Origin of the sequence: Pararhizobium antarcticum (assembly GCF_001885585.1) — a bacterium.
Classification (GTDB): domain Bacteria; phylum Pseudomonadota; class Alphaproteobacteria; order Rhizobiales; family Rhizobiaceae; genus Pararhizobium; species Pararhizobium antarcticum.
Window position 1 is genome coordinate 1 of the sequence record NZ_LSRP01000150.1, and the last position, 7661, is coordinate 7661.

Here is a 7661-nt window from a genome sequence, read left to right on the forward strand (position 1 = left end):
GTACGTTGTCATCGTAACTATGAAACGTTTCACCGATGGCTGGAGGGCTGTCGGACCAATGGAGGAACGATCATGAAAATTTTCACCATCGCATCAATTTTGGCGCTCTCGTTGACGACAGCGCTACCGACAATTGCCGCAGCAGCAGATAAGCCCGTCGTTGGCCTGGCGATGAAGTCGCTTGCCAATGACTTCTTCAAAAACATGCTTGAGGGTGCCGAAGCGCACAACAAAAAGCGCGGCGATTACGAGCTCAAAGCCATCGGTATGCAGAACGAGACGGATTTCGAAAGCCAGGTCAACGGCGTCGAAAACTTTATCACGCAGGGTGTCGACGCGATCGTCATCGCTCCGGCGGATTCGCGCGCGATGGTCGCACCTCTGAAAAAAGCCATGGACGCAGGCATTACCGTCATCAATTTCGACGTGTCGCTGGATGAGCAGGCAAAGAAGGACGCAGGTATCGACTTGGCATTTGTCGGTCCGGACAACCGCTTGGGCGCGAAAATGGTTGGCGAGGCGCTCGCTAAAGACCTCGGCGAAGGCGGCAAAGTCGTCATCATCGAAGGCAACCCGGGAGCTGACAATGCGGCTCAGCGCAAGCTCGGCTTCGAGGACGCGGTCGCGTCCGGCAAACTTGAGCTGCTTGATTCCCGCACAGCACATTGGGAGACAGAGGAAGCCAATTCGGTCTTCTCGAACATGCTCACGGCCCACCCGGATATCCAAGGGGTACTGGCTGCGAACGACTCGATGGCGATCGGTGTCGTAAAGGCCCTTGATGCCGCTGGCCGAAAAGACATCAAGGTCGTTGGCTTCGACAATGTTCCGGCTGTCGCTCCATTGCTGAAAGATGGAAAGTTGCTTGCGACCGTCGATCAGTTTGGCTCGCAGATGGCGGCAAACGCCATCGACAAGGCGCTAGAAGTTGTTGCCGGCGGCCCGAAGCTTGAGGGTTGGATCAAAACAGACATCGAACTGGTGACCAAGGACAACGTGAAGTAGCTCCTATACACATCGCCGCACCGGCTCCAGTTCGGTGCGGCATCTCATAGAGGGTGCTTCAATGACATTTTCAACATCCGGCCCAAGCGTGCTTTTCGCCCAGGCGTCTACACTGTCGCGGCCCATTCTCGAGTTGCATGACATCAGGAAAAGTTTTGGTGGGACGGTCGCGCTGAACGGCGTGAACCTGTCCGTGAACCAGGGCGAGGTACACGGACTCATCGGCGAAAACGGTGCAGGCAAGTCGACACTGATCAAGACACTATGTGGCATCGTCAAGCCAGATTCCGGGACGATCACCCTCGCAGGTCAAGCCTATTCGCCCCAAACCCCTCGGGACGCGAAGGCTCGCGGGCTTCAAGTCGTCCATCAAGAGTTCAATTTGCTTCCATATCTTTCGGTTGCCGAGAACATTTTCATTGAGCACCTTCCGCGGAACATCATGGGCGTTGTGAGACGACGGCACATGAATGAGCGCGCTCGCGTAGCGCTTGACGCCATCGGGCTGACCGATATCGACGTGCGGTGGCCCGTCGAGCGGTTAGGGATCGCGCATCGCCAGTTGGTCGAAGTCGCCCGCGCCTTAATGACCGACAGCCGGGTGCTTATTCTCGACGAGCCCACCGCAACGTTGACCTCACGAGAAACTGAGCGATTATTCTCAATCGTTGCAGAGCTGCGGGACCGCGGCGTGTCCGTTATCTTCGTGTCCCATCACCTAGATGAGATCTTCCGCATTTGCGACCGTGTGACAGTTTTGCGGAATGGAGAAACGGTGTTTTCGCGAACAATCGGCGAGACCAACCAGGACGAACTGGTTCGCGGAATGGTCGGCAAACAACTACACAAGGAAATGGCAAACGACGTGGTTTCGAGCGCCCGCAGCGATGTTGTCCTGTCTCTGGCAAAGTTCCGTCATGCCCAGTCACCTCATCATGACGGTATTTCGTTCGATCTGCACAAGGGCGAAATTCTTGGTATCGCAGGGTTGGTCGGTTCAGGTCGAACCGAACTATTAAGGTCGATCGCTGCTGCAGAGCTGCCCGTGTCTGGCGCGCTCGTGAGAGAAGGAAAAGTTGTGAAGTTGCACTCTCCCAAGGAAGCCATCAATGCCGGAATTGGGTTCGTTACGGAAGACCGCAAGGACCAGGGCCTTATATTGACTATGCCGATTGCAGCGAACGTGACACTGGCATCTCTGTCCGATGTGTCTCGCTTGGGCCTGCTTGACAGAAAGGCGGAAGACGCAACCACAACGCGGCTAGGCTCAGACCTGAAGCTGAAGTACGGGGGCCCCTCCAAACACGTCTCGACCCTCTCGGGTGGTAACCAGCAGAAGGTCGTCTTGGCAAAGTGGCTGGCGCGCAATCCTCGGATCCTTTTACTCGACGAGCCTACGCGAGGCGTCGATGTAGGTGCGAAAGCGGAAATCTATGCGCTGATCCGCCGGCTTGCGGAAAACGGTCTGGCACTTCTGATTGTCTCCTCAGAGCTTCCGGAGCTCATAACGCTTTGCGATCGCATTATGGTCATGTCGCAACACCGCATTGTCGGCGAGATGGCTCGGGCAGACTTCTCTGAAGAAAAAATATTGACCTATGCCTACCAGGGCGAACGAAGAAAAACGGAGCATTGATCATGCACGCAATCGACAACACGCCTTCGAACGACAGCAGAGATAAGCAGATGCCAAAAATGTCGATGAAACTTGTGCTGCGCGACGCCGGGATTGGAATTGCCTTGCTGTTGCTGATTGCATTTTTCTCCCTCAGTACACAGCATTTCCTCAATCCGAATAACATCTCCAATATCCTCACTCAGATAACCATAAATCTGATCCTGGCCATTGGCATGACGTTTGTGATCCTCATCGGTGGGATTGATCTTTCGGTGGGATCAATACTCGCCTTATGCGCCGTTGTCGGTGGCACCGTCCTGACTATCCCGGACCTCGCTGTTTGGCAGGCCGTGTGCCTGGCTACTCTCGCCGCCATGGCGACAGGTGTTGTATGCGGGCTGTTCAACGGATGGATCAGCGCATTCTGGGGCCTACCGTCCTTTATCGTTACCTTAGGCATGCTCAACATCGCACGAGGCGCGGCTTTGCAGGTCACCGACGCACGAACAATCTATTCGTTCCCGCAGACGTTCAACGACTTCGGATCGAAAATGGTATTCGGCGTGCCCGTCGTCTTTCTGATCGCCCTGGCGTTGGTCGCACTCGCGTGGTTTGTGCTTTCGAAGACGGTTTTCGGTCGGTTGCTCTACGGCATTGGGAACAATGAGGAGGCGGTGCGGCTCGCTGGCCACTCGCTCATGATCTACAAAGTTGCCGCCTTTACAATCGCCGGTGCGCTCGTAGGGATTGCATCGATAATCTACATGGCCCGCCTGAACATCGCGAGCCCCATCATCGGCATTGGTTTCGAGCTCAATGCTATCGCTGCGGTGATCATAGGTGGAACCAGCCTCAGTGGAGGTCGCGGTACAGTTATCGGAACTTTGCTCGGTGCCTGTATCATAGGTGTCCTTGCCAACGGCCTTATCCTTTTCGGTCTGAGCGACTTCATGCGTCAGATGATTACAGGGGTCGTCATTATCCTAGCTGTGATTATCGACAAGTACCGCGAACGCATCACTGCCGGCTGACCGCATTCCACGATTTAAGGATCCGAACCATGCTGAAGAATCTTGACCCGGCACTGAGCGCAGACGTTCTTCATGCGTTGCGGTCGATGGGCCACGGAGATAGCTTGGTGATAGCGGACGCCAACTTTCCGTCGGAATCGATCGGCCGCCATACATCTGCCGGACGCGTGCTTGGTATGGACAATATTTCCGCCGCACGCGCCGTACACGCTGTCCTTTCGATAATGCCATTGGATACACCGCTGCAGGCATCGGTTGGCCGTATGGAGGTGACGTCGTCGCAATCCGAATTGCCCGAAGTACAACTGGAAGTTCAGGCCGTCGTAGATGGTGCTGAAGGACGGGCTACGCCTATGTACGGTATCGAACGATTTGCTTTTTATGAACTTTCCAAGAAAGCGTATTGCATCTTGAGAACCGGCGAACGCCGCTTTTACGGCTGCTTTCTGTTGACCAAGGGCGTTATACCGCCCACCGACCTCTAGGAAATTTCTATGAAGAAATCAGGTGTCTGCATCCTTGGTGTGTTCGTTGCCGATACCGCCTACGTGGCCAAACGCCTGCCCAATATTGGTGAAACCATAGCAGCAAGTGGTTTTTCTGTAGGACCCGGTGGAAAAGGCTCTAACCAAGCGGTCGCAGCAGCCCGTGCGGGCGCGAACGTGTCTTTCATTTCAAAAATCGGCATGGATGCGTTTGGGGATCTTGCGACAAAGACGTTCGCAAGCGAGGGAATTAAAGCGAGCCTTACTCGGGTGCCAGACATGCCCACCGGCGCAGCTTTCATCTACGTGAACGAGACCAATGGCGACAACGCTGTTATTGTCTATCCCGGCGCGGCGGGATCGCTAAGTCCCGCAGACGTCGATGCGCACGCCGGCGCCATTCAGCAAGCTGCGGTATTCGTAACCCAACTGGAGCAACCTGCCACTGCCGCCTTGCGCGGTTTAAAGATCGCGAAAGCAAGCGGAGTAGTGACTGTTTTTAACCCGGCGCCCGCGGAAACGTTTCCCACCGAGATATATCGCTTTTGCGACTATGTCATTCCCAACGAGACGGAAGCGGCTTCTCTGGTTGGGTTCGGTCTCGAAAACCTATCGGACGCGAGGCGGGCCGGCGATTTTTTTCTGGAACGAGGGGTGGCAGCCGCGGTTATCACGCTCGGCAGTCGAGGCGTACTGTACCATACATCCACGAGTTCAATACACATTCCGGCTTTCTCGGTCGGAACGGTTATCGACACGACAGGAGCAGGCGACGCATTTGTAGGGGGATTTTCGGCGGCGTTGTCTGAAGCATTCGATCCAGTCCGAGCTGTGACATTCGGCTGTGCCGCGGCGGGGATAGCGGTGACAAGGCGGGGAACGGCCGGAGCCATGCCCTACCGCTCCGAAATTGAAGTTTTGGCAAAGACGGCCGCAAACTGATGCAGATGCGAAACACCATCACAGCGTGCAGAAACGCGGTAGTCCCGGATACGTCGATGACATGATAAGGTTAGGGATTTTCCTATTGCAACGATCGAACGATAGGGCAAGCCTGTTATGACAGGTTAAGCAAAACCAAATAGAGCAAGCGCGGTTTGTGGCAGATAACTTTCATCATTTACCGAATTTACCTTTCGAGATTATCCAGGAAAGAAGCTGCGACCTGGAGATACAGATCAACATCATCTGTAGAATGCGCAAACGACACCTGCGGTCCAGCAGTCGCGATGGCGTCCCAGATGCCGCGATTTGCCATGAATACACGGCGGGCATCGCTGAGTTCCGGATTTACCGAAGGCTTCGCCTCGGCATAGGTGAGTGGCAATTCGGGCGTCAGGCAAAAGCCCGATCTTGGTCCATGTCGAAAGGCGCGCCATGGCAAGCCGCGCGCGGCGATCATCGCGTCGATGCCATCGGCCATCCTTTGGCCTAAAGTGGCGATGCGCTGATACGCGTCAATGGTTGCAACCTCTGTCAGCATTGCGCGGGCGGCGGCCATTGCCAGTGCATTGGCAAATGTTGTGCCGCCGATAGCCAGCCCGCGCGTGGGCGCGATATCGACATCCCGGTGGCGCTGTACGAATTCAGCTATTTCTGGCGTCATACCATAGGCACCCAGCGGGATGCCACTGCCCAGGCCTTTGCCAAGTGTAATGAAATCAGGCTTCAAAGCGAGCATCCGTGTAAAGCCGCCATACTCCATCGCCCAGGTATGGGTTTCGTCCAGTGCTGCCAACGCGCCAGTTGCACGCGTCATGCGACAAAGCGCCTGTAGAAATTCCGGCTTGGGCAATACCAACGAACAGTTCGAAAGTGCGGGCTCCACCAGAACGAGCGCAACATCACCTTCGGCCAGTGCAGCCTCCAGTGCCGTTAAATCATTGAAGGGAATATTGACCGCGTTTGCCGCCTCGTGCGGGGAGAGGCCCATAGCCTCTGGCACTGCGGCAATGCTGGATCCGGGCGCGCCGCCTTCTGCCATCGTCGGGTCGATATGGCCGTGATACTTGCCGTCAAACAGGACTATTTTTTGCCGCCCCGTAATCGTTCGGGCAATTCTAATTGCCTCCATATTGGCAGTAGATGCGCTAATCGTGAATTGCCAAAAGGGCATCGAAGTACGATCTGCCAACGCTTCGGCGACCACAAGCGCATCTTCGGTCGGCAAAAGAAACTGCGCGCCGCGTGCAGCCTGTCGGGCAACGGCTTGTGCCACAGGATTGTCACCGTAGCCCACGGTGTTCGACAAGTCGGCCAGATTAAAATCAATCAGACTGATCCCGTCAGCATCGATAAAACGGCTGCCCTTGCCACCGGTCACGAACAGGGTCGGATGGCGAAAAAGGCCGGCCATCCAGGCCATTGGAACACCGTCGGGCATGGTGACCGCCGCTCTTGAAGCGAGAGCCGCCGAATGGGGGCGGCGCAGGCTGAAGGTGGCAGACTCTTGCTGATGGATCTGGCGCATTCGTTCCGGGTCCAGGGTAAGTTGGTCCACAGGTCGATCCTCTTCAGCAGATTGGGATGGTCAGCTGCACCGATACCAGCAAGACAGCTCTTGCCAGATCACGTGGTTACCGTCGAGAGCAAGACGACATTCATGACGGTGTCGGTTATCTCGAGCACAGTTTCGTTCGGGGGTTCGGAGAATCTTCAAAAATGAATACACATTCACAAAAATGAATGGTAATTCATCAGCATGAAAAACTCGCTTAAGCAAAAGACGGCAGCCCTGCGCCGCAAGCACATCCTTGACGCCGCCGGCCGTGCGTTTGCCGAACACGGCTACCAGCGCGCCACCATTCGCGATGTCGCGAGTGCCGCTGGCGTGGCGGAAGGGACGATCTACAACAGCTTCGCGAACAAGGCTGACCTTCTTCTCAGTCTACTGGATCCACTCGAAGAACGTTTGCCGGGCGTTTCAGGCGACGTGTCCGTCGAACCAGCATTCTCTTCCGACGGAATGGAAGCGATGCTCGAAAGGCGTTGGGGGGCACTGAAGCCCGAGCTTCTTGATCTTCTCAGGGTTGTCCTGTCTGAAGGGCTCGTTGACAAGCCAGTCGGTGAGGCACTGCTGTCGCGCGTACTTGGTCCGGCAATCAAGCCACTTGAAGTGATGTTTGAAAGTTCTGGAATGCCCAAAGCACCGCTTGCCGCTCGCACCGCAGTGGCGACGTTTCTTGGCCTCGCCATTTTCCGGATGTTGGACGATCCGGTCCTGAAAGCGGAACCTGAATCGGTTCCAGCCCAGATGGCTGTGGTTGTCACCGCGCTAAGCGCATACGAAAAGGCATCCTGAGATGAAGGATGCACCGTTTGAGCCCGTCGATATCGCAGCGCCTCGGTTCAAGGCCAATCCCCATCCCACCTATGCCCGCTGGCGAAACGATGTGCCCGTCGTGCGCGTCCGCTTGTGTCAACGCCGGAGTAAAAACCGGCCAGGCGGCGGAGTAAAACCAGGCCACTTGCGGCGCACGCATGAGACCTCCGGGAGGGCGTAGCCCGAGCGGGGGTCTCATG

Annotated in this window: 7 protein-coding genes; 6 read left to right on the forward strand and 1 reads right to left on the reverse strand. The window is 56.0% G+C overall.

The window, feature by feature from the left end; genetic code table 11:
* The first annotated feature begins 72 nt into the window (after positions 1-72).
* From AX760_RS25100 to rbsK, 5 genes are all read left to right on the forward strand, one after another.
* Positions 73-1005 carry a sugar ABC transporter substrate-binding protein gene (locus AX760_RS25100; RefSeq protein WP_071835752.1) on the forward strand — a complete coding sequence of 311 codons (933 nt, stop codon included), beginning with the start codon at positions 73-75 and terminating at the stop codon, positions 1003-1005.
* Between the two features lie 61 nt (positions 1006-1066).
* Positions 1067-2641 carry a sugar ABC transporter ATP-binding protein gene (locus AX760_RS25105; protein WP_071835753.1) on the forward strand — a complete coding sequence of 525 codons (1575 nt, stop codon included), beginning with the start codon at positions 1067-1069 and terminating at the stop codon, positions 2639-2641.
* A 50-nt stretch (positions 2642-2691) separates the two neighbouring features.
* Positions 2692-3654 carry an ABC transporter permease gene (locus tag AX760_RS25110; protein ID WP_087149357.1) on the forward strand — a complete coding sequence of 321 codons (963 nt, stop codon included), beginning with the start codon at positions 2692-2694 and terminating at the stop codon, positions 3652-3654.
* 29 nt (positions 3655-3683) lie between these two features.
* Entirely contained in the window at positions 3684-4139 is a 456-nt protein-coding gene (locus tag AX760_RS25115) for an RbsD/FucU family protein (protein ID WP_071835755.1), read from the forward strand.
* Positions 4140-4148: 9 nt separating this feature from the next.
* Positions 4149-5081, forward strand: a complete 933-nt coding sequence (gene rbsK, locus AX760_RS25120; protein ID WP_071835756.1) for a ribokinase — start codon at positions 4149-4151, stop codon at positions 5079-5081.
* Between the two features lie 187 nt (positions 5082-5268).
* Here the strand turns inward: rbsK and AX760_RS25125 are convergent, their stop codons facing one another.
* Positions 5269-6639 (reverse strand): aminotransferase class III-fold pyridoxal phosphate-dependent enzyme, encoded by a 1371-nt coding sequence (locus AX760_RS25125; RefSeq protein ID WP_139276561.1) that lies wholly within the window; start codon positions 6637-6639, stop codon positions 5269-5271.
* A gap of 201 nt (positions 6640-6840) precedes the next feature.
* On the opposite strand from AX760_RS25125, the gene AX760_RS25135 reads away from it, so the two are divergent.
* Positions 6841-7440 (forward strand): TetR/AcrR family transcriptional regulator, encoded by a 600-nt coding sequence (locus AX760_RS25135; protein WP_071835759.1) that lies wholly within the window; start codon positions 6841-6843, stop codon positions 7438-7440.
* The last annotated feature ends 221 nt before the right edge of the window (positions 7441-7661 follow it).